Annotated in this window: 18 protein-coding genes; 13 read left to right on the forward strand and 5 right to left on the reverse strand. The window is 63.9% G+C overall.

What is annotated here, in order from left to right; genetic code table 11:
• On the forward strand, nt 1-334 hold a 334-nt coding region (locus N436_RS28635; RefSeq protein WP_218278267.1), incomplete at its 5' end, for a hypothetical protein.
• Nucleotides 335-405: 71 nt separating this feature from the next.
• On the opposite strand, the gene N436_RS27755 is transcribed toward N436_RS28635, so the two are convergent.
• Nucleotides 406-1233, reverse strand: a complete 828-nt coding sequence (locus N436_RS27755; protein ID WP_025753220.1) for an IclR family transcriptional regulator — start codon at nt 1231-1233, stop codon at nt 406-408.
• Nucleotides 1234-1482: 249 nt separating this feature from the next.
• Here N436_RS27755 and N436_RS27760 point away from each other — a divergent pair, with 249 nt between their 5' ends.
• The 8 genes from N436_RS27760 (at nt 1483) to N436_RS27795 (ending at nt 9439) form a co-directional block, all read left to right on the forward strand.
• The gene (locus N436_RS27760; RefSeq protein WP_110742448.1) at nt 1483-2502 is read left to right on the forward strand and encodes an ABC transporter ATP-binding protein; all 1020 of its coding nucleotides are present in this window, start codon (nt 1483-1485) and stop codon (nt 2500-2502) included.
• Entirely contained in the window at nt 2499-3368 is an 870-nt protein-coding gene (locus N436_RS27765) for an ABC transporter permease (RefSeq protein ID WP_110742449.1), read from the forward strand. The genes N436_RS27760 and N436_RS27765 overlap by 4 nt, the downstream gene beginning before the upstream one ends.
• Before the next feature lie 4 nt (nt 3369-3372).
• Entirely contained in the window at nt 3373-4167 is a 795-nt protein-coding gene (locus N436_RS27770) for an ABC transporter permease (protein ID WP_105948610.1), read from the forward strand.
• Nucleotides 4168-4181: 14 nt separating this feature from the next.
• Nucleotides 4182-4472 (forward strand): (2Fe-2S)-binding protein, encoded by a 291-nt coding sequence (locus N436_RS27775; protein WP_060499212.1) that lies wholly within the window; start codon nt 4182-4184, stop codon nt 4470-4472.
• Nucleotides 4469-5827 (forward strand): NAD(P)/FAD-dependent oxidoreductase, encoded by a 1359-nt coding sequence (locus tag N436_RS27780; protein ID WP_105948609.1) that lies wholly within the window; start codon nt 4469-4471, stop codon nt 5825-5827. Before N436_RS27775 ends, N436_RS27780 begins: the two co-directional genes overlap by 4 nt.
• The gene (locus tag N436_RS27785) at nt 5824-6960 is read left to right on the forward strand and encodes an FAD-binding oxidoreductase (RefSeq protein ID WP_110742450.1); all 1137 of its coding nucleotides are present in this window, start codon (nt 5824-5826) and stop codon (nt 6958-6960) included. The genes N436_RS27780 and N436_RS27785 overlap by 4 nt, the downstream gene beginning before the upstream one ends.
• Complete coding sequence (locus N436_RS27790; protein WP_177410908.1) at nt 6957-8000, forward strand: polyamine ABC transporter substrate-binding protein; 1044 nt, start codon at nt 6957-6959, stop codon at nt 7998-8000. The genes N436_RS27785 and N436_RS27790 overlap by 4 nt, the downstream gene beginning before the upstream one ends.
• 194 nt (nt 8001-8194) lie before the next feature.
• A complete protein-coding gene (locus N436_RS27795; protein WP_110742451.1) occupies nt 8195-9439 on the forward strand; it encodes an OprD family porin in 1245 nt (414 codons plus the stop codon).
• 124 nt (nt 9440-9563) lie between these two features.
• On the opposite strand, the gene N436_RS27800 is transcribed toward N436_RS27795, so the two are convergent.
• The gene (locus tag N436_RS27800; RefSeq protein WP_105948606.1) at nt 9564-10334 is read right to left on the reverse strand and encodes an IclR family transcriptional regulator; all 771 of its coding nucleotides are present in this window, start codon (nt 10332-10334) and stop codon (nt 9564-9566) included.
• 154 nt (nt 10335-10488) lie between these two features.
• Between N436_RS27800 and N436_RS27805 the strand changes: the two genes are divergently transcribed.
• From N436_RS27805 to N436_RS27820, 4 genes are read left to right on the forward strand one after another with little or no spacing between them, the layout of a single operon-like run.
• Entirely contained in the window at nt 10489-11298 is an 810-nt protein-coding gene (locus tag N436_RS27805; RefSeq protein ID WP_105948605.1) for a shikimate dehydrogenase, read from the forward strand.
• 4 nt (nt 11299-11302) lie between these two features.
• Nucleotides 11303-13036, forward strand: coding sequence for an FAD-dependent oxidoreductase (locus N436_RS27810; RefSeq protein WP_105948604.1), 1734 nt, complete (start codon nt 11303-11305; stop codon nt 13034-13036).
• Nucleotides 13021-13341, forward strand: coding sequence for an NIPSNAP family protein (locus N436_RS27815; protein ID WP_025753224.1), 321 nt, complete (start codon nt 13021-13023; stop codon nt 13339-13341). Before N436_RS27810 ends, N436_RS27815 begins: the two co-directional genes overlap by 16 nt.
• A gap of 40 nt (nt 13342-13381) precedes the next feature.
• A complete protein-coding gene (locus tag N436_RS27820) occupies nt 13382-15064 on the forward strand; it encodes an FAD-dependent oxidoreductase (RefSeq protein WP_110742452.1) in 1683 nt (560 codons plus the stop codon).
• 18 nt (nt 15065-15082) lie between these two features.
• On the opposite strand, the gene tssM is transcribed toward N436_RS27820, so the two are convergent.
• Genes tssM through vasI form a run of 3 tightly spaced genes read right to left on the reverse strand, consistent with a single transcriptional unit; the run spans nt 15083 to nt 20807 of the window.
• Nucleotides 15083-18709, reverse strand: coding sequence for a type VI secretion system membrane subunit TssM (gene tssM / locus N436_RS27825; RefSeq protein WP_110742453.1), 3627 nt, complete (start codon nt 18707-18709; stop codon nt 15083-15085).
• A complete protein-coding gene (gene tssA, locus N436_RS27830; RefSeq protein ID WP_110742454.1) occupies nt 18706-20169 on the reverse strand; it encodes a type VI secretion system protein TssA in 1464 nt (487 codons plus the stop codon). Before tssA ends, tssM begins: the two co-directional genes overlap by 4 nt.
• A complete protein-coding gene (vasI, locus tag N436_RS27835) occupies nt 20157-20807 on the reverse strand; it encodes a type VI secretion system-associated protein VasI (RefSeq protein ID WP_110742455.1) in 651 nt (216 codons plus the stop codon). The genes tssA and vasI overlap by 13 nt, the downstream gene beginning before the upstream one ends.
• Nucleotides 20808-20891 lie beyond the last annotated feature (84 nt).

Genomic DNA, 20891 nt, shown 5'->3' on the forward strand with positions numbered 1-20891 from the left:
ATCCTCGCAGGATAAGGGGCGCGCGGGGCACACGGTGGCGAAAGTGTTCACTCTCTCATACGTGGTCACAGCTGATTTAGCTGATGCCTACAGGGACTTCACGCCGATACCGTGCGGATCACTCTCCCACGCGGGTGTGCGGACACACACCAGTGCTGGCTACGATCTCTGTCCCGCGCGCACAAACCCTAACAAAGCAAAAGGCGGCTGGCCCTATCGGGCCAGCCGCCTTTTCTTTTTCAAAATGTCAGCGCTGCGCAGATCTGAAGCCGTACATCTCAAGTTTGCTGCGCGACAGCGCAGCCCGGAAGGGCTGGGTGATCTCCCACAGTGATCGCGACAGCTTTCAGTTTTTTTGCAAGGCATTTAGTTCCACTGAAATCGCATTTACCTGAATTCAATACTTCAACCAAACACATGCGAAGGGCGGCGCAGCACCGGGTCGAACGGGTTGACCCGTTCGCCGATCGCCGCCGCCTCACGCTTGAGCAAGGCCACCACAGTCGGCATGCGGTTAGGCCCAAGGCGGTCGCTGATGGTCGCCACGCTCAAGGCCGCCACCGCATGGCCGTTACGGTCCAGGATCGGCACAGCCAGGCCGGCCATGCCGTCCAGCACGCCGGTATTGCGCCCGGCGTAACCCAGGCTGCGCACATTGTCGATTTCGGCACGCAACAGCACTTCGTCGTAATGGTGAAAATCCTTCAGCCGCGGCAGGTTGTAACGGATCACCTCGTCACGTTCTTCCTCAGGCAGGAAAGCCAGAATGGCCAGGCTGCCCTGCCCCACGCCCAACGCCACACGGCCGCCAATGTCGCCGGTAAAGGTGCGGATCGGGTAAGGCCCTTCGCTGCGGTCCAGGCACACGGCGTCAAACCCCGAACGCGCCAGCAGAAAGAGCGAATCACCCAGCGAAGCCGACAGCCGCAGCAGGCTGGGGCGCACCACATCGCGCAAATTGCCGGCCTGCCCGGCCTTGGCCGCCAGGGCAAAGAAATCCAGACTCAGGCGGTAGCGCTTGCTGGTCGCACACTGGTCGACCATGCCTTCTTCGATCAGGCTGCGCAGTAACCGGTGTGTGGTGGGCTGTGCCAGGCCAACCCGCTGGGCCAGCTGGCTGACCTTCTCGCCCTCGCCACCGCAGTCACCCAGCGCTCGCAACACGGCGAACAAACGGGACACGGCACTGACACCCACTTCCCTGGCTTGCTCATTTCGTTTATCGGAATCCATTTTTCGCTAAACCCTCTCAAATTTCATTGAGTGGAATAATTTCAAAATAGCTGTCACTCAGTGAAATTACCCTTTGTCGCCATCCTAATCATTGCCCTACTCTCCGGTCCATAGGGCGATATCACAACATCGGCCGCCGCCACAGAAGCGAGCGCCAACGTCCGTAAAAGCATTGCTTTTCGCCGCTGGCGCTCTGCCCACCCTGAAACTGCCGGTTTACCCCGGTTCCGTTTGCGATGGAGCACAGCCATGACCTTTCTGTTGATCGACAAACTCTGCAAGCGCTATGGCGCCACGGAGGCCGTGGCCAGTTCGTCACTGGCCATCGAAAAAGGCGAGTTTGTCTCCCTGCTCGGCCCTTCCGGCTGCGGCAAGACCACCACCCTGCAGATGATTGCCGGCTTCGTCGAGGTCACCAGTGGCCGCATCGTGCTCGATGGCCGCGACATCACCCACGCCAAACCGGCCAGCCGCGGCCTGGGCGTAGTGTTCCAGAGCTACGCGCTGTTCCCGCACATGACCGTGCGCGACAACGTTGCCTTTGGCCTGCGCATGCGCAAGGTGGGCAATGCCGACATCGCCCGCCGCGTCGACCAGGCGCTGGCGCTGGTGCGCTTGGACAAGCACGCCGACCGCTACCCCCGGGAACTGTCCGGCGGCCAGCGCCAGCGTGTGGCACTGGCCCGCGCGCTGGTGATCGAACCGCCCGTGCTGCTGCTGGACGAGCCGCTGTCCAACCTGGACGCGCACCTGCGTGAAGAAATGCAGTTCGAGATCTGCCGTATCCAGCATGAAGTCGGCATTACCACGTTGATGGTCACCCACGACCAGGCCGAAGCCTTGTCGATCAGCGACCGGGTGGTGGTGATGGAAGCCGGGCGCATCACCCAGGTCGATGACCCTTACCGCCTCTACGAACACCCGGGCACGCCGTTCATTTCCGACTTTGTCGGCAAGGCCAACCGCCTGCGTGGCGTCACCGGCCCCGGCGGCCAACCGCAGGCGGCGGCCCAGGGGCCGCTGACCCTCAGCCTGCGCCCGGAAAAGATCAGCCTCGGCCCGGCGGGCAGCGGCAAACTGGCAGGGCGCATCAGCTGCCGCTACTTCCTCGGCAGCCAGTGGCTGTACCGCGTTGATACTGCCCTGGGCAACCTGGCCGTGGTCCGCGCCAACGATGGCAGCGCGCCGCTGGACGAAGGTGCGCCGGTCGGCCTGGACTGGAACGATGCCCTGCTGCGGGTGCTGAACGCGACCGAGGTGGCGGCATGAGTACGGCAAAACTGCGCAACAACGCCTGGGGCTACGGCCTGAGCAGCCCGGCCCTGCTGTTGTTCCTGGCCTTGCTGGTGATGCCGCTGGGGTTGACCGTGCTGCTGTCGTTCAACGCGTTCGACTACACCAGCGGCATCCAGGCCGGCCAGTACACCTTCAGCCATTACCTGAGCCTGGTGACCGACACCTATTACTACGAGATTTTCTTCCGCACCTTCTGGATCAGCGCCCTGGTCACCTTGCTGTGCGTGCTGATCGGCATCCCCGAGGCCATGGTGCTTAGCCGCATGGGCGCGCCGTGGCGCTCGATCTTCCTGATCCTGGTGCTGACCCCGCTGCTGATTTCGGTGGTGGTGCGCGCCTTCGGCTGGAGCCTGCTGCTGGGCTCTGACGGCCTGATCAACCAAGGCATCAGCGCCCTCGGCGGGCAGCCGGTCAAGCTGCTGTACACCCCGTTTGCGGTGATCATCGGCCTGGTCCACGTGATGCTGCCGTTCATGATCATCCCGGTATGGACCTCGTTGCAGAAGCTCGACCCGGCCGCCGAGCAGGCTGCACTGTCGCTGGGCGCCAGCCAGTGGACGGTGTTCCGTCGCATCGTGCTGCCACAAATCATGCCCGGCGTGCTGTCGGGCACGCTGATCGTGTTCGGCCTGGCGGCCAGCTCGTTCGCCATCCCCGGCCTGCTGGGCGGGCGCCGATTGAAGATGGTCGCCACCATGATCTACGACCAGTACCTGGCCGAACTGAACTGGCCGATGGGCGCCACCATCGCGGTCGCCCTGCTGCTGATCAACCTGCTGGTGATGCTCAGCTGGAACCGGCTGGTGGAACGCCGCTACAAACGCGCACTTGGAGTTTGAACCCATGACCCGTAACGGCCCGCTGGCCCTGTCTTTTCACGCCCTGGTGATGCTGTTCATGCTCGCCCCGCTGGTGGTGGTGTGCCTGGTGGCATTCACCCCGGAAAACACCCTGAGCCTGCCCACCGCCGGCTTCTCGCTGCGCTGGTTCAGCGCCGTGTTCGAGCGCGCCGACTTCCTTGACGCGTTCTACAACAGCCTGAAACTCGCCGCCCTGGCGGCCTCGCTGGCCACCTTGATCGCCGTGCCCGCAGGCCTGGCGCTGACCCGCTACAGCTTCCCGGGCCAGGGCTTTGTCAACGGCCTGCTGCTGTCACCCATCATCATCCCGCACCTGGTGCTGGGTGTGGCCCTGCTGCGGCTGTTCGCCTTGCTTGGGGTCAATGGCAGCTTCGCCTGGCTGGTGTGCGCCCATGTGGTAGTGATTACTCCCTACGTGCTGCGCCTGGTGCTGGCTGCCGCCATTGGCATCGACCGCAGCGCCGAACAGGCCGCACAGAGCCTGGGCGCAGGCCGGGTCACGCTGTTCTGCAAAGTGACCCTGCCGATGATCTTGCCTGGGGTAGCCGGTGGCTGGCTGCTGGCGTTCATCAACAGCTTCGACGAAGTCACGCTGTCGATCTTCGTCACCTCACCCGCCACCCAGACCCTGCCCGTGCGCATGTACGTGTACGCCACCGAATCGATCGACCCGATGATGGCCGCCGTTTCGGCGCTGGTGATCGCCGTCACCGCCCTGACCATGGTCGCCCTGGACCGGGTATACGGCCTGGACCGCGTACTGGTAGGCAAGCAATGACAAGGAATGCCCCTATGCCCCTGTTCAAGCGCGTGGCCGAGCACGACCGCGAGCCGCTGCCCTTTTTGCTCGACGGCCAGCCAGCCCAGGGCATGAACGGCGACACCCTGCTGACCGCCATCCTGACCAACGCCACGCACCTGCGCGGCAGCGACTTCAACGCCGAGCCGCGCGCCGGTTTCTGCCTGATGGGCGCCTGCCAGGACTGTTGGGTACGCCTGCAGGATGGGCGCCGGGTGCGCGCCTGCTCGACCTTTCTGGAAGCCGGCCAGTGCATCACCCGCGACCCGGGGCGCCGGCCATGACTGCAATCGTGATCATCGGTGCCGGCCCCGCCGGCATCCGCGCCGCGCAAACCCTGGTGGCCCATGGCGTGCGCCCGGTGCTGCTGGACGAAGCCAGCCGCGGTGGTGGGCAGATCTACCGCCAGCAGCCGGCCAACTTTCGCCGGTCGGCCAACGCGTTGTACGGCTTCGAGGCCGGCAAGGCACAAGCCGTGCACACCACCCTTGAGCAACTGCGCAGGCAACTCGACTACCGCCCGGACACCTTGGTGTGGAACGCCGAGCAGCAGGTGCTGGACACCTTGCAGCAGGGTGAGTTGGCCGACCGCCTGGCGTTCGACCGGGTGATTGTCGCCACCGGCGCCACCGACCGCGTGTTGCCGATCCCCGGCTGGACCTTGCCTGGGGTCTATACCCTGGGCGCTGCACAGATTGCCCTGAAGTTCCAGGGCTGCGCCATCGGCGAGCGGGTGGTGCTGGCAGGCAGTGGGCCGCTGTTGTACCTGGTGGCCTATCAGTACGCCAAAGCCGGCGCCACGGTCAGCGCAGTGCTCGACACCTCGCCGTTCAGCGCCCAGGTACGTGCCCTGCCACGCCTGCTGCTGCAGCCGGGCACCTTTGCCAAGGGCCTTTACTACCGCGCCTGGCTTGCCCGCAAAGGCGTACCGGTGCACCAGGGCGTAACCCTGCTCGGCATTGACGGCGAACAACGCGCCAGCGGCGTTCGCTGGTCACTCAACGGCCAACAGCATCAACTGCCCTGCGACGCTGTGGCCTTCGCCCACGCCCTGCGCAGCGAAACCCAGCTGGCCGACCTGCTGGGCTGCGAGTTTGCCTGGAACACCCTCAACCGCGCCTGGCTACCGGTGCGTGACCCCCAGGGCCGCGCCAGCAGCCCCGGCGTGTACCTGGCGGGCGACGGTGCCGGCATCCTGGGTGCCGATGGTGCGGAGATGACCGGCGAACTGGCAGCCCTGACGCTGCTGGCCGATCTCGGCAAGCCTGGCAACCCGCAACGCCAGCGGCAGCTGGAAAAGCGCTTGGCCACGTTGCAACGCTTTCGTCAGGGCCTGGAGCAAGCCTTCCCGTTCCCCGAACAATGGGCCAGCCAAGCCTCCGACCAGCTGACCGTGTGCCGTTGCGAGCAGGTCAGCGCCGGGGAAATCCGCGCTACCGTGCGCGCCGGGCACTGGGAAATCAACCGGGTCAAGGCTATGTGCCGGGTCGGTATGGGCCGCTGCCAAGGCCGTGTGTGCGGCGCCGCTGCCGCCGAGCTGATCGCCTGCGAAAGCGGTCGGCCCATTGATCAGGTCGGGCGTTTGCGCGGCCAGGCACCCGTCAAACCGCTGCCCTTTGGTCTGGAGATAAAGCCATGAGGCTGCTTGAAGTGGACGCCATCATCGTCGGTGGCGGCATCGTCGGCAGCAGCGCTGCCTTGACCCTGGCCCGTGCTGGCCAACAGGTGGCGCTGCTGGAGCGCGACTTCTGCGGCTCGCATTCCAGCGGGGTGAACTACGGCGGCGTGCGCCGACAGGGACGCTCGCTGGCCCAGCTGCCGTTGTCGATGCGCGCCCATGCCATCTGGGGGCAGCTGCGCGAATGGATCGGTATTGACGGCGAGTACGCCCGCAGCGGCCACCTGAAGCTGGCCCGCAGCGAAACCGATTTCGATGCCCTGAAGGCCTATGCACGCCGTACCGAGGCCTTTGACCTGCGCCTGCAACTGCTGGAGCGCCGCGAGCTGCGCCAGCGCTTCCCCTGGGTGGGCGACATCGCCGTCGGTGCCTCGTATTGCCCCGAGGATGGCCACGCCAACCCTCGCCTTGTATCGCCGGCGTTCGCCCAGGCGGCCCGGCACAGCGGTGCCGAGGTGCACGAGCAGTGCAAGGTGCTTGATGTAGACCACGACGGCCAGCGCTTCAGCGTACATACCAGCAACGGCCAGTGCTTCAAGGCACCCTGGCTGTTGAACTGCGCCGGCGCCTGGTCGGCGCAGCTGGCCGAACAGTTCGGCGAACCGGTGCCACTCACCGCCGCCCACCCGGCCATGCTGGTCACCGAGCCGCTGCCGCTGTTCATGACCGCCAGCACCGGGGTCGAAGGCGGCGGTATCTACGCCCGCCAGGTAGCGCGCGGCAACTGCGTGCTCGGCGGCGGGCGCGGCTTTGCCCTGACCCCGACCACCGCACGCCCGGGCCAGGCCGCCGTGCTCGACATATTGCGCAACACCACCGAACTGTACCCGGCCCTGGCCGGCGCCCAGGCCATCCGCACCTGGAGCGGCACCGAAGGCTACCTGCCCGACGACGAACCGGTGCTTGGCCCCAGCCTGCACCAACCCGGCCTGCTGCACGGCTTCGGCTTTGCCGGCGCGGGTTTCCAGATTGGCCCGGCGGCGGGTGAAGCACTGGCGCAATGCATCCTGCAAGGCGCACCCGCCATCAGCCTGTCGGCCTTTTCCATCCACCGTTTTCAGCCCAACCACCACCACAAGGAAAACCTGTCATGACGCACAAGCAACGTTTGCTCGCCCTGTTCTGCACCGTGCCCGGCCTGTTCGCCTGCCTGCCCGCCATGGCCCAACCCACGCTGTACCTGGGCATGAACGGCGGCACCATGGAACGGCTGTTCAGCGACAACATCCTGCCCCGGTTCGAGAAGGCCAACGATGTAAAGGTGGTGATCGTGCCCGGCACGTCGGCCGACATCCTGGCCAAGGTCCAGGCTACGCCGAACAAGCCGTCGATCCATGTGATGGTGCTGGATGACGGCATCATGTACCGCGCCATTGGCATGGGGCTGTGCAGCACGCTCCAGCCCAACCCGACCCTGGCCCAGCTGCCGGAAAAGGCCCTGATCAAGGACAAGGCCGCCGCCGTCAGCCTGGGGGTAACCGGGCTGGCCTACAACAGCCGCCTGTTCAAGGAAAAGGGCTGGGCCGCACCCACCTCGTGGAATGACCTGGCCGACCCGCGCTTCAAAGACAAGGTGGTGTTCCAGTCGATGGCCTCGTCCACCTTCGGCCTGCACGGTTTCCTGATGTACAACCGCCTGCACGGCGGCACCGATACCGACGTCAACCCGGGCTTCGCGGCCTGGAAGCAGAACGTTGGCCCGAACGTGCTGGAGTACATCCCCAACTCGGCCAAGCTCTCGGAAATGGTGCAAACCGACGAAGCCGCGCTGTTCCCGCTCACCCCCACCCAGGTGACGGCACTGAAGCTCAAAGGCATCCCGGTGGAGTACGCAGCGCCCAAGGAAGGCGCCGTGGTGCTCAACCAGGCCGAATGCGTCACCGCCAACAACGACCAGCCGGAGCTTGCGCAAAAGCTCGCCGAATTCCTGCTGAGCCCCGAAGCGCAGGCACCGGCTCTGGAGCTGGGTGACCAGATCCCGTCCAACCCCAACACCCCGACCAGCGACAAGACCCGCGGCCAGGTCGAGGCCATGCAGACCTACCTGCAAACGGCCGTGACCATCGACTGGGACCAGGTCAACACCCAACGTCCGGAATGGAACGCCCGCTGGAATCGCCAGATCGAGCGATAGGCCGAGGCCACCTGGCCCGCTGCCGGCACCTCAGGTGCCGGTCGGCGGGCGCACCACCCGCTTGAGCCACCTGTAAACGTACGAATGCTCTGCCCTGCACAGGCGCGGACAGGGCTTCTGCACGCCTGCAAAACGGCTCAGGCACCCCTTGCATCACGCTGCCACCTAACTAGAACAAGCAAACGGAGCATGAAATGAGCATCAACACACTCGGCGTCACCGCCCTTTTGCTGGCGTCTGCCAGCCCCTTGCTGCAGGCCAGCGAGCAGTCCGAATCGGCAGGGTTCATCGAAGGCAGCAAGCTGTCTGTCAAGGCACGCAACATGTACATGCAGCGTGACAACCGCGCCAGCGGCGCACGGCAAAACTACGGCGAGGAATGGGCCCAGGGCTTTATCGGTACCTTTCAGTCCGGCTTCACCCAAGGCACCGTCGGCTTTGGCATCGACCTGATCGGCCAGTACGCCTTCAAGCTCGACACGGGTGACGGCCGCACGGGGGGCGGTACGGGCTTGCTGGAGCAGGACAGCCATGGCGCCAAGCAAGACATGAGCAAAGCCGGCGCAGTGCTGAAAATGCGCGCGTCCAACACCGTGCTCAAATACGGCACGCAGGTAATGGCAGTGCCTGTGCTGGCCACCTCCGACAGCCGCCTGCTGCCGGAAACCGTCGACGGTTTCTCGCTCACCAGCAAGGAAATCCGCAATCTGCAGTTGGACGCGGGGCACTTCACCGGCCTGACCAACCGCAACCAGTCATCCCGAGACAGCGGGCACATGACCGCCGTGGACTACCTGGGCGGGGTGTACACGTTCAATGAGCGGCTCTCCAGCAGCCTGTACTACGCCAAAACTGCCGAGCACTTTCGCAAGTACTACGTGAACACCCGCTACCTGTTGCCGCTGGGTACCGGCCAGTCGCTGAAGTTCGACTTCAACGCCTACGACACGCAAAGCATCGGCCAGGCCCGCAGTGGCGACCTGGACAACCGCATCTGGAGCCTGGGCGGTACCTGGACGCTGGGTGCTCATGCCTTCACCCTGGCCTACCAGAAGGTGTCCGGCACCGGCGACTACGTGTACGGGCCAGACGGCAACGCGGTCTACAACTTTGCCAACTCGGTGCAGTACTCGGACTTCGACTACGAGAACGAAAAGTCCTGGCAGGCCCGCTACGACCTGAACATGGCCGCTTATGGCGTACCGGGGCTGAGCTTCATGACCCGCTATGTGAAAGGCACCGACTTCAAGAGCGGTACCGGTGGTGACCTGGATGGCAAGGCCTGGGAGCGTGACGTTGAAGTACGCTATGTGGTGCAGGCCGGCGCAGCCAAGGACTTGTCGTTCCGGGTGCGGCAGGCCAGCTACCGTAGCTCGGAGCGTGGCGGCCAGATTGATGAAGTGCGGGTGATTACCGAGTACCCGCTCAACATTTTCTGACGACTCAGTGCGCAGCTGTTCAGGATTGCGCGGTCAATGTGGGAGCTGGCTTGCCGGCGATGGGCCGCAAAGCGGCCCCAATTGCACAAGGCTCTGCCCCGACATCAGCTGCGACACATTCCCCTCAATCCAGAACTGGCCGCAACAACGCCTGCGCCTCATACAGCGTCGGCACATACCGCAACCGAATTTCATCCACGCTCAGGCGCGAAGCATGGGTTGTGATGGTGAGCGTTGCTTTCAACTGCCCGGCCCGATCCAGCAACGGTACCCCCAGCACACGCATACCCATCTCGTATTCCTGGTCGACCATGCAAAAGCCCTGCGTTTTCACCCGCAGCAACTCCGCCTCCAGCAGCCCACGGTCAGTCTGTGTGTAAGGCGTCAGTGCCCGCAGCGGGTTGCGTGCAAAGTAGTCATCCCGCTCGTTTTCATCCAGCCAGGCCAGCCATATCCTCCCCCCCGCCGTGCAATACATCGGCACCCGCGAGCCTGGCCTGATCGACAACGACGCCACATGGCTGTAGCGGCTGCGCACCAGGTGGATGATCTCGTCGCCATCGCGGGTGCCCACTGATACATGCTCCTGGGTCTGCCGCGCCACCTGCTCGACGATCGGCCGCAGCATGCGCGGCAGTTGCGCCGAGTCGACATACGCCTGACCAAGGCGCAACGCCTTGGGCGTCAGCCAGTACTCGCGGCTGTCGGTTTCGGCAAAGCCCTCATGCACCAAAGTCAGTAGAAAGCGCCGGACGGCGCTGGGCGTAAGGCCAGACAGCCTGGCTGCCTGCGGCACGCTCAGGCGTGGCTGCTCGGCGCTGAACAGTTGCATCAGGGCCAGGCCTTTCTGCAAGCCGGCAATCAGGTCACGGGGGTGAATGGCGGGGGTGTTCATGCCTTCAACTCGCTAGCAGGGAGAAAAACAGCCGATTACCGCGATAACCGGAACATGACTGCGATTATCGCACTAAACCCCCGATTAGCGCATTGTTGCCCACACCCCGCTGCTTCACGCTGACCGCCATAACAACGCCAATAAGGAGGTCAGCATGATTCGTGGTTCAACTGAACTGGTCGCCATCGTCGGTTCGCCCATCGCCCAGGTGAAGTCCCCGGAAAACTTCAACACCTGGTTCACCCACAACAATTGCAACCTCGCCATGCTGCCCATCGACCTGCACCAGGCGGCGCTGGACAGCTTTGCCGACACCCTGCGCGGCTGGCAAAACCTGCGCGGCTGTGTGGTCACCGTGCCGTACAAGCAGGCGCTAGCCAACCGCCTGGACAGCCTGAGCGAACGCGCGGCGGCACTGGGGTCGGTCAATGTGATACGCCGCGAGCGCGACGGGCGCTTGCTGGGCGACAACGTGGACGGCGCCGGCTTCCTGGGCGCTGCGCGCAAGCATGGCTTCAAACCGACAGGCAAGCGGGCATTGGTGATCGGTTGCGGCGGTGTTGGCAGCGCCATCGCCTATGCGCTGGGCGAGGCAGGTATTGCCGGCATTACCCTCAGCGACCCCAGCACAGCGCGCATGGGGGCGGTGTGCGAACTGCTCGGCAATGCCTTCCCTGAGCTTACGGTCAGCACACAGTTCAGTGGGCTGGAAGACTTCGACCTGGTGGCCAACGCCTCCCCGGTCGGCATGGGCACAAGCGCAGAGCTGCCGCTGCCCGCCGCCCTGCTGGCTACCCTGCAACCCGACACCCTGGTGGCCGACGTGGTCACTTCGCCCGAGATCACCCCACTGCTGAACCGCGCACGGCAAGTTGGCTGCCCGATCCAGACAGGGCCGGAAATGGCCTACGCCCAACTCGGCCACCTTGGCGCCTTCATGGGCGTGACGCCGCTGGAGATCTGAAGCCATGGCAACCCTTGAACACACACAACACAGCGTTGACCTGGTGGTACTGGGCAGTGGCGCCGGCGGCTTGGCTGCGGCTGCCACCGCCGCCTGCCGCGGGCTGAAGGTGCTGGTCGTGGAAAAGGCCGAACGCTTTGGCGGCACCTCGGCGATTTCCGGCGGTGCGGTATGGCTGTACGGCACCGATCAGGCCCGTGACGCGGGTGCCAAGGACTCCCCCGAGGCCATGCGCACCTACCTCAAACACGTCATCGGTGATGGCTACGACCCCATGCTCTGCGACGCCTTCATCGAGCATGGGCACCAGGCGCTGCGCTGGCTGGAGCAGCACACCGAACTGCGCTATGCCTTGCGCCCTCACTCGCCCGACTACTACCCGGATGCGCCCGGCGCCACGCAGTTCGGCCGCGCACTGGAAATGGTCGAGTACGACGGCAAGCACCTCGGCCAGCGCTTCAAGGACCTGCAGATGCCACCGCCCGGCATGCTGCTGTTCGGCGGCATGATGGTGAACCGCGTGGATATCCAGCATTTTCTCAGTATTCGCCGCTCGCTCAGTTCGCTGTGGCATTGCCTGAAACTGATGGCGCGCTACGCGCGGGACCGCCTGCAGCACCCGCGTGGCACTCGGCTTACCACTGGCAACGCCTTGATCGCCCGCCTGGCCACCAGTGCCTTCGCCCATGGCACGCAACTGTGGTTACGCAGCGAAGCCGAAGCGCTGATTGTCGAGCACGGCGTGGTGACCGGCGTGGTTGTACTGCACGAGGGCCGACGTCAGCGGGTAATGGCACGTGGCGGCGTGGTGTGCGCCATGGGCGGGTTCGCTGCAGGTGCACTGGCCGCCAGCTACCGCCCCGCCCAAGAAGCGCCGCACCTGACCATGTCGCCCGCCTGCAACGACGGTGCTGCCCTGCGCCTTGGTCAGGCGGTGTCGGCCGCCGAGGGCGAAGGCCTGGCGGCCAACTTCTTCTGGGCGCCGGTTTCCGAACGGCGCCATGCCGGTGGCCAGCGGGAGCGCTTCCCGCACCTGGTCACCGACCGCGCCAAGCCTGGCGTGATTGCGGTAGACCCGGCCGGGCGGCGCTTCGTCAACGAGTCCGACTCCTACCATCACTTCGTGCAGACCATGTTCGCCAACGGCATTGCCAGCTGCTGGCTGGTGTGCGATGCCGAGGCGATGAACCGTTATGGGCTCGGCCTGGCGCGGCCGAAGCCTGTGAACAACCAGGCGTTGATCGACGCCGGATACCTGTACCGGGCCGCTACACCGCAAGCCCTGGCCCAGGCCATTGGCGTAGAGCCCAAAGTGTTCGCGCAAACCCTTGAGCAGTTCAACACGGATGCCCGCAATGGCATCGACCGTGCGTTCGGCAAAGGCAGCAACAGCTACAACCGCTACATGGGCGACCCGCAACACACGCCCAACCCCTGCCTGGCGCCGTTGAGCAACGGGCCGTTCTACGCCATCCGCATTCACACCGGCGACCTCGGGTCGGCCCGTGGCCTGGTGACCAACGCCGATGCCAACGTGCTTGACCGTAGCGGCCAGCCAATTGCCGGGCTGTACGCAGTCGGCAACGACATGAACTCACTGATGAAGGGCACCTACCCCGGCCCCGGCATCACCCTGGGCCCTGCCCTCACCTTCGGCTGGCTTGCTGCCAACCACATCACCGCGCGCCTGCAGGCGCCGGCCACCCATACGGAGACCCCGGCATGTACTACGAACTGAGAACCTACACCCTCGACCCACTGAAAATGGCCGACTGGCTAGCCCTTTACCAAAGCCACGCGCTGGACGTGCAAAGCGAACACCTGGGTAACCTGGTCGGCTTTTTCACCAGCGAGTTCGGCGACGTCAACCAGGTGGTGCACATCTGGGGCTATGCCAGCCTCGACGATCGCATCGCACGGCGCACAGCCATGGCAGCGGACCCACGCTGGGCAGCGTTTTCGCGGCTTAACCGCGAGCTCGGGGCCGTTGTACGCCTGCAATCGCGGCTGCTGCGGCCCACCGGTTTTTCGCCGCTGCAGTAAAACGCGCCATCCTCTACCAACGCCTGAGCGGACCCCCTTCATGCAACCCCTCGAATGTGACGTACTCGTCATTGGCTCCGGCGCTTCGGGCCTGGCTGCCGCCGTAACCGCCGCGCATCACGGCCTGCATGTGATCGTTGCGGAAAAAGCCCGCCAGCTGGGCGGCACCAGCGCCTGGTCGGGGGGCTGGTTGTGGATACCGCGCAACCCGCTGGCCATCGCTGAAGGCATCGTCGAAACCGACGATGCCCCAGAGCGCTACCTGCGTGCGCAAACCCACACCCACGAACTGGACACGCTTCAACGTGCGTTCCTGCGCCATGGCCCGGAAATGGTGGCGTTTTTCCAACAGCACACGGCGGTACAGTTCCAGAGTGGCAGCCGCATGCCCGACATGCGTGAAGGCGATGGCAGCGCACACGGCGGTCGATCACTGTGTGCCCTGCCCTACGACGGGCGCCAGCTCGGGCCTTGGCTGCACACATTACGCCCACCGCTGGACATCGTCAGCCTGGCCGGCATGGGCATTGCCGGTGGCACCGACATGGCCGCCTTCTTCAACGCCACCCGCTCGGCCAAGGCGGCGCTGCATGTCAGCAAACGCCTGCTGCGCCATGGGCGAGACCTGCTGCTGCATCGTCGCGGCCAGCAGTTGGTCAATGGCAACGCGCTGGTCGCACGCTTGTTACGCAGCGCCCTCGACCTTGATGTGACACTGCTGACCAATAAACCGGCCAGCGACCTGCTGGGAGAAGGCCGGGTCAGTGGCGCACGGTTTGCCGACGGCCAGGTCATCCAGGCACGCCATGGTGTGGTGTTGGCCTGCGGTGGCTTCCCGCATGACCGCCAGCGCATCGCGCAACTGATGCCGCATGCGCCGCAGGGTGACCAGCACTACTCCGCAGCACCCAGGGAAAACAGCGGCGACGGCCTGCGGTTGGGTGAACAAGCCGGTGGCCTGGTCAGTACGGCACTGGCCCAGGCTGGCGCCTGGGCACCTGTATCGAAGGTGCCACGCGGCGATGGCAGTTTCGGCCATTTCCCGCACCTGATCGACCGCGCCAAACCTGGCTTCATCGCGGTACGTCGCGATGGCCGACGCTTCGTCAACGAGGCCGATTGCTACCATGACTTCATGAACGCACTGTTCGCCGCTACACCGCACGGCGAAGCACCTGAAGCCTGGCTGATCTGCGACCACGCAGCACAACGTCGTTACGGCATTGGCTGGGCCAAGCCCTTTCCGTTCTCTACCCGCTTCTATCAACGCCGTGGTTACTTGCACAGTAGCGCCAGCCTGGCGGAACTGGCGCAGCGCTGCGGGATCGATGCCGTGCAGCTGCAGCGCACGATTCACGACTTCAACCGGCATGCAGCCCAAGGTGAGGACCCGGTATTCCAACGCGGCGCATCGGCCTACAACCGGGCTCAGGGCGAACCGTTGCAAGCCCCCAACCCGTCGCTGCGGCCCTTGCTGCATGGGCCGTTTCACGCCGTGGAGCTACTGCCGGGCAGCCTGGGCACCTTCGCCGGCCTGGGCACAGACGCCTCGGCCCGTGTGCTGGACCACGCTGGGCAGCCGATACCCGGCCTGTTTGCGGTGGGCAACGACATGCACAGCGTCATGGGTGGGCACTACCCCAGCGGTGGCATTACCCTTGGGCCGGGGATGACCTTCGGGTATCTGGCCGGTAGGGCGTTGAGCGGCTTAAGCTCGCCATGACCTCAGCAAGACATGGCGTCATAAAGGCTGTTCATGCGGTTGCCCCGATTGAGCAACCTTGGGTGACGGTTGCAACAACCCGCGTGGCAAGCGGAAACCTTTGAACGGTTGCTGGGTAATGGGGTTGAAGGCCTTTTCAGCATTCAACCGATAGCGCATTACACCGTCACCCGTCCTGAAGCTCAGGTCCACGCTGGTCGCCGTCCGCCCATTGAGCGAGCCGCGGCTAAGCAAGCGGAACATCGACCATGGGCCACGGTATTCGAGGCTGCTGCTATTGCCGTTCTGCCTGAGTAAAGTCAGGTTGCTGCGTACCTGCTGTCCCATGGTATTGGGCCAGACGATACCGGTGATCCGGGTAGGCCCATGGGTGTAGGAGATCAACTGGCCATCCAGGTCCAGCAGGCTGGTACGCTGGTTCGCACTGAGCCCCAACGGTTCGATACTGAACTGCACACTCAACTTGCCTCGCTGATCGAAGAAGGTTTCGCGAATCCGTTCGGCCAGCTCGAGCTGCTCGATCACGTCGGGGCGAATCAAGGACTGCCCGTGCTGGCCAGACTGCAACGCCTCAAGGTTGTCCTTGAGGAAGACCTTGAGATACTGATCATCAAACTGCTGCAGGCGCCCTTTGGGCCCGAAGAATGCTTCGAAGTCATCCAGTGAAGCATCAGGCGCCCTCACCACGAAGGGGTAGCGGCCTGCCAGACGCTGCTGGAAGAAGCTGTACACCTCAGCATCCCAACGTCGCTCCAGTTCGCGCAGTGCTTCAACGTTCAGCACTTGGGCTGTCTGGTCGGCAAGCTTTCTGACCTGGTGGTTGATCGGTTCCGGCAAACCTGTGGCAACACGTTGCAGGGTGCCGATCGGGTCCTGCCCGGTCATCGAGAAGCGCTGATGCACGGCTTGCAGTGCAGCCTTGCCGCGGTCCGGGCTGTCCTGTACGGCCTTGGCATAGTCCAGCACAGCCGATACGGCACCCAGGGTTTCGTCGTAGTAGCTCGGTTTGTCTCCTGTCACTTGCAACATGGCGCCCAGGCCTGCAAAAGCCCGCTGGATGGCCTGTGCTTGCTGTTGCTCGGGCTTGCCCGTTACTGGCAGCAACGAACCCACCTCGCCCGGTGCCTCGACAACTGCCGGTGACGCAAGCGACGTGTTATCCCTGACCGTATGCAGCAGCCGCTGCAACGGTGCTGCCGGGCCAGTCAACTGTTCCAGGACGGTGACACCATGGTCCAGATCACGGAAGTCCGCCACGGTGAAGGCGTTCAAGGCGCGACGCCAGCTGTCGACGTAATCGGCGCTGTAAAGGTTGTGCAGCCGTTCGGTCAGCGCCTCTCGATCAACGCTCGAATAATCGAGCTGGGCACGCTCCCCCAGCGCCCACTGATCGACCATCGCCATTTCAGCGAACCGCTGGCTGCGCGGTTCAAAGTACTCCCTGAAGCCTTTGGCTGTGAGCATGGGGGACAGCTGTACATCCTCCTCCCCATGCCCGGCCCCGAAAGATGGCTGATACACGACATCGAAGGCAGGGCCTACCTGGTGACGCAGGTTCAGGCCGGTGTGCAATTGCTCCTGAGCCTGTTGCTTCAGCCCCTCATAAACCCGCTGTGGCAAAGGCAATTTACGCAATGCCTGCTGCACTTCGCTGACACGCTCACGGTACTGCGGCAAATCGGTGTCAGCGTAGGCCAGGGCGTATTTCAAATGGTGCATGAGGTCTCGCTGCAACTGCCCCTGGCCAGGGAACGCCTTTTGCCATTGGCGCGCCATCCAGTCCTCCACCCATTCAGGCCGGCGACTGTGGCGGTCCTCGATCATCCGGTAAACCCTGAGCGCCGCCATTTGTTGCTCGCTGCCCGGCGGTGCTGCATTCATGGCATCGATCACGCCGCTGGCCAAGGCCGGCAAAAAACGCCTGGACAACAAGCTGAGGTACGCTTCGTCAACCGTGGGGCCAATGTTGCGCCCTTGGTAAAGGCCAAGATCGGCAACCCCTGGCCATGCCACGCGATAGTCGCCAAACACCGCCACCGCATCGCGGATCTGGTCCAGTGGCGCCAACAGGTTGCGCCCGGTCGGGTCTAGGCGCTGATCGACCTGGTGATGGCTGTACTCCTGGCTTTTGGCGAGCACGCTGGCGGCCTTGGAGCCATTGATATCGAAATAGCGTTGCCAACTCGCCAGGGCGATGCTGAACGCAAGGATGCCCACGCCCGAGCCGACCCACAGCAGTTGACGCTTGCTGCGCGCCACCCGAACGTTGTCGCCCGCCAGGCCGGCCTCCTGATAAATGACCCGCCTGAAGGCTTGCTGGATGAAGTAGGCCAATGCCTTGCCTTGTGCCTTGCCTTCACGCAGCGGAAGTTTCGTCTTGTAGGGCTGTGCGGCTTCACGGACAAAAGCATTGCGCATGTCGCCTTGCTGCATCACAGACGACCAATACACACCGCGTACCAGGGCAGGCGTGGAGTAACAGTCACTCACCAGGGTTTCGCGCAGAAAGGCCAGCAGTATGGGGCGCAACCCGACCAACTGCCCATACAGCGAAAACAGGCGCCCACACGGTGGAGCCTTCACCAGCACATCCAGTTGATCGATGAGCTGCTCCTGCAACGTGACGAGAAACCGACCGTAGTGCTCGTCATACTCATCCAGCCAGGCGTCGAACGCGTCAACCGCATCCAGTTTGAAGGTAAACCCCAACAGGTTTTCGCGCCTGGCGGCCGAAAGCTTGCTGTAGAACTGATCGAAGCCGTCCAGCAAATCGAATTTGCTCAGTACCACATAGAGCGGCAAGCGCGACCCCAGGTGGCTGCTCACTTCGTACAGGCGGGTGCGCAACCTGTGGGCCAGCGCAACGCGCTGCTCAGGCGTGCCATGCAGCAGTGCCGGCAAGTCGACGACCAGCACCACGCCGTTAAGCGCTCGCTGGCTGCGATTGCGCAGTAGCCAGCCCAACAGGTGGTCCCACAACCTGGCCTGGGCCCCCGGCACAAAAGAGGGCGCTGACTCGGCGGGAGCGTCAGCTGCCGAGCCCGCCGCTGGCTGCTGGCGGATGAACGCACCGGGTGGGTCGATGAGCACAGCATCGTCGCTAACCCACCAGCCCACCGGATAGGCCAGCGCTTCAGTCTGTCGCCCTTGTGCCTGGACCTGATCGATACGCGTCAGGGTAAAACGCTGATCGGTGCAGTCGATGAAGCTGGTTTTACCGGCCTGTTCATCACCTATTACCAGGTACCAGGGCAGCCGGTACAAGGCACGTGGCCCACCGGCATTGTCAAGGTACCGGTCAAGCCCCAGGCTCAGCGCCTTCTCTTGCGCCTGCACCAACGGCAGCGTGCGATCCTGTTCGGCAGCCCGTGCCTGCCGGCGCTCCGCTTGCAATCTGCGAAAGCGTGTACGCAGCACCACCAGCCAGCCTATTAGCGGCACGAGCATGAGTACCAGGCTTGCCACGCTGCGGTGCGCCACACTTGCCAATGGCTGTTGCTCGCGCCACGTCCATTGCGGGCCGAGCCACCAGATGGCGACCAGCAGCAGCGCGGCCGCCAACCCAAGTAACAGCGGCAGCGCCAGGCCAATGCGCGTTACCCACGGCAAGCCCCAACCTTTGAATTGCTTCCATATATGATTCATCGAGGCTCCTGGTCCTTGTGTTGATCAGCCAGCGTTGGAGGGGCTGCGTACTGCTGAAGCCGCTGGAATACCTCTGGCTCCCACGTACTGGCGGTGGTTTGCTGCATCGTTCGGGCAACGCCGGCGCACAAGTCCTGAGCCAGCCAGGAAACGCCCCGTGCGGCCAGCAAGTCGGCTGCGATCATGGTGGTATGGCAGCGGTCCCGAGGGGTACCCAGGTCCGCTTGCAGTGCTTGCAGCCTCAGCAGCACGGGCTCTACGCCGCCGCTGTCCAGTTGCCCGGCCAGTTCCTCATGCAGGCCACCAAACGCGTGGGGTGCGGCCGCTTGGCCAGAAGGCCCTTGCGCGCCCTTGAGCCACGCCAGGCATTGGTCATCGACAAATACCAATCCGTCGCTGAAGCACAGCTGCTGAAGGGCCGGCATGCGCTGTACAAACCGGGCGGTCGCGCAACGGATGGCCTCAGCCACATCGCTCATCGCCAGCCGCGTGGCGACGGTTGCAGCCAGAAAGCTGCCACGAATCCAGTAGGGGCACGCCGCCACGCTCTTTTCGATGCGCTGAAGCAAGGCTGGGTCTATCGCTGTGCTGGCAATGGCCTCTTCATACACCCGCGTGATATCCAGTGGCACCGCCATCAACTCTGTGCGGCTGCCTTGCCTGGCCGGAGGCGCCGCCTGAATGTGTGCCCACAAACCGAAACGCCGTAACTGGTAGCCGGTTGGGTCGTAAGGGTCCTGCTGGTTGATGAGTTCGGCCATGGCCAATATGGCCCGTCGTGTCTCACGTTCAGTGCCCATCGACACACGCGGCATGGGTGTGGCGATGACATCGGCCAGCGGCGCAGACTTCACGCTTGCAGCCGGCGCCTTGGGCACGTCAGCCTCGCCGGCACCGCTGACACGTTCAATGTGTTGGCACAGCAGGCGCTCCAGCCCATCGAGAACAGCAGCCTCCAGCTGTGCCGCGTGCTGTTGTTGCAGGTGTTTCAACGCCGCCTGCGCTGCTGCTGCATGGGCAGGGGTATAAGTGAAACGGTCGAGACGCGGCAACGCCTCGTTCAAGCGGTTGATCACCAGCCCGACCAGCTTGCGCTTGGTCAGGAAGCCTTTCGGCCCTGGCTTGGGGTGGGCGGGTTCCCAATAGCACTCGATCATGCCGGCCAGCAACGCCAAGGTATCTCCCCAACGCTCCCAGCAGCGGCTGCGTAACCAGGCGGCACTCAAGTGCGCGACGATTCGCAGGTGCTTGCATTGCCGGCTCAGGTACTGACAGGACGCCTCTTCGATGTAAACCCAGTCGATCATCGCCTCCTGCAGCCCGCCCAGCTTGACCATCTCCTGGTCGATCGCCTGGTAGGTTTCGTCCTCGACATCGAACAGCCCAGCCGGTACTGCCGGATCGATCGGCGCCAGCAGTCGCGTGAGCTTGCCCTCTGACACCTGCGCTACCACCGGCATGCGCTTCGCGCCTGGCTAATCAACGGGGTCAGCCCTTGTGCATCGAAGATCAACCCGTCGAGCTCGCTGTGCTCACTCACCACTTCGATGCGATGGGCACCAATCAGCTTCCTGATCTGCTCAATCGCCGGCAAACCCCGGCCGGCATCGATTACCTGCCCGTTCTCCATCACCTGCCAGGGTGTTTCACGGGTAGACCAGCCCTGCCCTGTCAGCCGTACCTTGACCCAGCTTGCCTCGATCGGGCGTTTGGCAATCAGTTGCAGCCGGGAGATGGCCTGGATGCAACTGATTGCCAGGTAAGCGGGTTCGTTACCCGATGCGATGGCAGGCGCTGATATCACGAGCGCTGAAACGCCGGCACCGTCACCGGTTCGGCTACCGATGTGAAACGTCAGGTCATCTGGCGCCCGCGCCGCTTCATTTGCCATCACGCGCAGCACGCTCGGGGCCTGCTGCTCTGGTGCAGACCACTGCCGTTCTGTCGTGTATGCCGGCGTGTTCGCAGCCTGGTCGAAACAGGCCAGTCGCTCAACGTTCGACACAATCCGTGAACAGTCCCGCGTGGGGCCTGCCAGTACCGGCTGCAAACAAAACAGCAACGAGAGACCGGCGCCATATACAGAACGGTTAATCATCCTGATTCACTCTCCAAAAACAGTACAAACGCCTATATGACCGCGCCCACTTTCCTACAAACACATATCGGCTCACGCGCCAAA

Source organism: Pseudomonas sp. RV120224-01b (assembly GCF_003208145.1).
Taxonomy (GTDB): Bacteria; Pseudomonadota; Gammaproteobacteria; order Pseudomonadales; family Pseudomonadaceae; genus Aquipseudomonas; species Aquipseudomonas monteilii.